Genomic DNA, 3,413 nt, shown 5'->3' with positions numbered 1-3,413 from the left:
AATGGGCGGCCACCACGGCCGCCCATTTCGTATTTGGACGAGAGAAAAATGAAGATAGCTCAGCGCGCCGCCCTGATCGTCGCCGCCCTTATGGCGTCAGTGCCATCTGCCATCGCGCAGGATGTGGCCTCGTCCGCACCGACAGCGCTTGCCGAAACCATTGCCATCGGCGAACCCATCTACGTGCGCCGCTGCCAGGAATGCCACGGAGCCAAGGGCGGCGGCTTTGTCGGTCCTAAACTCTCCGGCAATGAACGCCTCGCCAATGCCGAATTCGTCATACGCCAGATCACCAACGGCAGCGCCGACATGCCAGCTTTCGGCAAGCGCCTGACCCCGGAAGAGTTGTTGGCCGTGGGCACTTATGTCCGCAATTCGTGGGACAATAGTTTCGGTCCGTTCGTCGACTGAATGCGGTGCGGCGAATAGGTAGGAAGAGCTAACAGCGGCACTCCACCGCTCTGCTACGCTTCTCGCGCACTGGAACGGCGGAGGGGTATGGCCCCGTCCTCGTGGAAGCAGGAACGGGATCATGAAGCTATCGATCTTCGGAACCGGGTATGTTGGCCTTGTCACGGGAGCTTGTCTTGCCGATGTCGGGCATGACGTCGTCTGCATGGACGTCGACGCCGGCAAGATCGAGCGCCTCAACAACGGAAACATTCCCATCTATGAGCCCGGCCTCCAGGACATTATCGAGCGCAATGTCAAACTGGGCACGCTGGCTTTTACGGATGATGCCGACCGAGCCGTAAGTCACGGCGAGGTGCTGTTCATTGCGGTGGGCACGCCACCAGACGAAACCGGCGCCGCCGATCTCAAATATGTGCTGAAGGTGGCTGAAGACATCGCCGGCGCCATGCGGGAGCGCAAGGTTGTCGCGGTCAAGTCGACCGTTCCCGTCGGCACCTCCGAGAAGGTGCGGAAGGCCATGGGCAACGTCTTGACGGCACGCCATTCGGGCCTCGCCTATGACGTCGTCTCGAACCCCGAATTCCTCAAGGAAGGCGCTGCCGTATCGGATTTCCTGAAGCCCGACCGCATCATTATCGGCGCCGCCAGCCAGCACGCGAGCGACGTGATGAAGGAGCTCTATGAGCCCTTCAACCGCAGCCACGATCGGACGATCTATATGGACCTGCGATCGGCGGAGTTGACGAAATATGCGGCCAACGCCATGCTGGCCACCAAGATCAGCTTCATCAATGAGATCGCCAATCTTGCCGAACTGCTCGACGCAGACATCGAGCAGGTGCGTCGCGGGATCGGCTCGGATCCGCGTATCGGCTATCACTTCATTTATCCCGGCATCGGTTATGGCGGGTCCTGCTTTCCCAAGGACGTACAGGCCCTGGTGCACACGGCAAACGAACTTGGCTACGAGGCCCAGCTGATTGCTGCCGTAGAGGCCGTCAACAACAGCCAGAAAGAGCGGCTGTTCGAGAAAGTGGCCAGCCATTTCGGCGGCAGGGAGCGGTTGGCGGGGCGCACGTTTGCGCTCTGGGGCCTGGCGTTCAAACCGGGCACCGACGACATGCGCGAGGCGCCGAGCAGAATTCTGCTCGAAGCACTCTGGGCCGCTGGCGCGCGGGTGCAGGCCTTTGACCCCGTGGCCATGCCCGAAGCGGTACGCATCTATGGTGAGCGTGACGATCTTGCGCTGTGCGCCGACAAATACGCGGCGCTCAATGGCGCCGACGCCCTCATTCTTTGCACCGAATGGCCGCAGTTCCGCGCCCCCGATTTCGGTGAGATGGCGGACCGGCTGCGCGCCAAGGTGATATTCGACGGCCGCAATGTCTTTGCTCCGAAGCGGTTGGCAGAAGACGGCTGGTCCTGCTTCAGCATTGGCCGCCGCGCCGCCTTTGCCAGACCGCAGGTCGTAGACCAGGCGGTGTAGGGGTTCGCTTACGATAAGAGCAGATGCTCAGAGCGCGGCGGTCTGCAACTCAGACAGTGTCGGCGCGATCGCATCCTTGGCTGAGATCACGACATCCAGACCATTCAGCGGCCAGGCGATATTGATCTCGGGATCGTCCCAGCGGATGGTCCGCTCGCTATCCCGGTGCCAGAAATCAGTGGTTTTGTAGAGCACTCTCGTATCGTCTTCGAGCGCCAGGAAGCCGTGGGCAAAGCCCGGCGGAATCCACAATTGCAGATGGTTGTCCGCGCTGAGCTCCACGCCAGCCCAGCGGCCATAGGTATTCGAGTTCTCGCGCAAGTCCACGGCCACATCGAAAACGCGGCCGGCAATGACCCGGACAAGCTTGCCCTGCGCATGCGGCGAGAGCTGATAGTGGAGCCCTCGCACCACGCCCTTGCGGCTGACGGATTGGTTATCCTGCACAAACGGTGCGGAGACATCGGTCGCTTCGAGGAAATGCCGCGCATTGAAGCTCTCGAAAAAGGCGCCACGTTCGTCCGCATGAACAGCGGGTTCAAAGAGCACGAGCCCTTCTAGATGATAAGGCGTTGCGCGCATCAGCCGTGACCCTGCCTGAGCGAGACCGTATCAAGAACGGCCGGATTGATGCTTTGCGCGACCGTCTGCCTTACGCCCTCCTGCCAGGAGGGAAAGTCGGCCCCCAGAGCCGCTTCGAGCTTTGTGGTGTCGAGCTGCGAATTGGCCGGCCGCATGGCCGCCTGACCATATTGGCTGGCGGAGACAGGATGGATGGCGCACGGCAGCGTGTGCCCGGCCTCCTCCGCGCATTGAAGGATGAATTGGGCGTAGTGGAACCAGCTTGTCGCGCCGGATGCGGCCAAGTGATAGGTGCCGGCTTCGATCGGCCGGCCCTCGGAAATGCGCTTCAGCGCTTCCACCGTCGTGTCGGCGATGAGGCCTGCACTGGTTGGCGCCCCGATCTGGTCGTCGACGACATTGAGGCTCTCGCGCTCGGCAGCGAGCCGCAGAATCGTGGTGACGAAATTTGCGTGGCCGGGCGTATGCACCCAACTGGTGCGAAAGATCAGCGACTTGCCGCCGTTCTCTGCAATCGCCTGCTCACCACCGAGTTTGCTCCAACCATAGACATTGAGGGGCGCCGTCGCATCGTCCTCGCGATAGGCGCCAGCCTTGCGTCCGTCAAAGACATAGTCGGTGGAATAGGAAATCAGCCAATCGGCGCCGGCAGCCGCGAGTTCGCGCACGGCCTCGCTATTGACCCTATAGGCCCTCGTAGCCTCCGTCTCCGCCTTGTCCACCGCGGTCCAGGCCGCGGCGTTGACGATGACGTCGGGGCGAATGCGAGCGATGGCCGCGGCGGCAGCACCCGGAACCAGCAGATCAGCATCACGTCTCGCCAGCGGCACGACACTCCAGGCGCGCGGCAGCCTCGCAAGTAGCGCTGAACCAACCTGGCCATTGGAACCGAGGAGGGCAATGCGCATCGCTTGATCTCCTCCCCTCGTTC

At 62.0% G+C, this 3,413-nt stretch carries 4 protein-coding genes; 2 read left to right on the top strand and 2 right to left on the bottom strand.

Annotated features, from left to right (window positions below; translation table 11 throughout):
• Window positions 1–48 precede the first annotated feature (48 nt).
• Both ABW043_RS17140 and ABW043_RS17135 read left to right on the top strand, forming a co-directional pair.
• Window positions 49–411 (top strand): c-type cytochrome, encoded by a 363-nt coding sequence (locus ABW043_RS17140; protein WP_353922410.1) that lies wholly within the window; start codon window positions 49–51, stop codon window positions 409–411.
• Between the two features lie 121 nt (window positions 412–532).
• Complete coding sequence (locus ABW043_RS17135; RefSeq protein WP_353922409.1) at window positions 533–1,900, top strand: UDP-glucose dehydrogenase family protein; 1,368 nt, start codon at window positions 533–535, stop codon at window positions 1,898–1,900.
• A 27-nt stretch (window positions 1,901–1,927) separates the two neighbouring features.
• On the opposite strand, the gene rfbC is transcribed toward ABW043_RS17135, so the two are convergent.
• Both rfbC and rfbD read right to left on the bottom strand, forming a co-directional pair.
• The gene (rfbC, locus tag ABW043_RS17130; protein WP_353922408.1) at window positions 1,928–2,482 is read right to left on the bottom strand and encodes a dTDP-4-dehydrorhamnose 3,5-epimerase; all 555 of its coding nucleotides are present in this window, start codon (window positions 2,480–2,482) and stop codon (window positions 1,928–1,930) included.
• Window positions 2,482–3,390 carry a dTDP-4-dehydrorhamnose reductase gene (gene rfbD / locus ABW043_RS17125; RefSeq protein ID WP_353922407.1) on the bottom strand — a complete coding sequence of 303 codons (909 nt, stop codon included), beginning with the start codon at window positions 3,388–3,390 and terminating at the stop codon, window positions 2,482–2,484. Before rfbD ends, rfbC begins: the two co-directional genes overlap by 1 nt.
• Between the last annotated feature and the right edge of the window lie 23 nt (window positions 3,391–3,413).

Source organism: Devosia sp., from assembly GCF_040509215.1.
Taxonomy (GTDB): domain Bacteria; phylum Pseudomonadota; class Alphaproteobacteria; order Rhizobiales; family Devosiaceae; genus Devosia.
This window is presented reverse-complemented; position numbering and strand designations above follow the sequence as displayed.

What these genes read in the sequence shown, in the direction of transcription:
- ABW043_RS17140 (WP_353922410.1), top strand. Translation starts at nt 49, where the DNA reads ATGAAGATAGCTCAGCGCGCCGCCCTGATCGTCGCCGCCCTTATGGCG.
- ABW043_RS17135 (WP_353922409.1), top strand. Translation starts at nt 533, where the DNA reads ATGAAGCTATCGATCTTCGGAACCGGGTATGTTGGCCTTGTCACGGGA.
- rfbC (WP_353922408.1), bottom strand. Translation starts at nt 2,482, where the DNA reads ATGCGCGCAACGCCTTATCATCTAGAAGGGCTCGTGCTCTTTGAACCC.
- rfbD (WP_353922407.1), bottom strand. Translation starts at nt 3,390, where the DNA reads ATGCGCATTGCCCTCCTCGGTTCCAATGGCCAGGTTGGTTCAGCGCTA.